The organism is Citrobacter sp. TBCS-14 (genome assembly GCF_005280805.1).
GTDB classification, from domain to species: domain Bacteria; phylum Pseudomonadota; class Gammaproteobacteria; order Enterobacterales; family Enterobacteriaceae; genus Citrobacter; species Citrobacter gillenii.
In genome coordinates this window covers 1-215 of record NZ_SZWM01000588.1, presented here as the reverse complement: position 1 = coordinate 215, position 215 = coordinate 1, and the positions used below count along the sequence as shown (strand labels likewise).

At 57.7% G+C, this 215-nt stretch carries 1 pseudogene; it reads right to left on the bottom strand.

From position 1 onward, the window contains the following. Nucleotides 1-215 (bottom strand): annotated as a pseudogene (locus FDX22_RS20100) (molybdopterin-synthase adenylyltransferase MoeB); the annotation flags it as partial.

Below are 215 nucleotides of genomic sequence, written 5' to 3'. Positions count from 1 at the left end.
CTGGCAGGTCATGGCGTCGTACATGACGATTTTTCCAGACGCCGGTTTACCGTAGCTTGCCAGCAGCTTAATGGCTTCCATCGCCTGTAACGATCCGATCACGCCGATTAGCGGGGCCATCACGCCTGCCTCGACGCAGGTCAGGGCGTTTTCACCGAACAGACGGCTCAGGCAACGGTAGCAGGGCTCGCCTTCCTGATACGTAAAGACGGTAA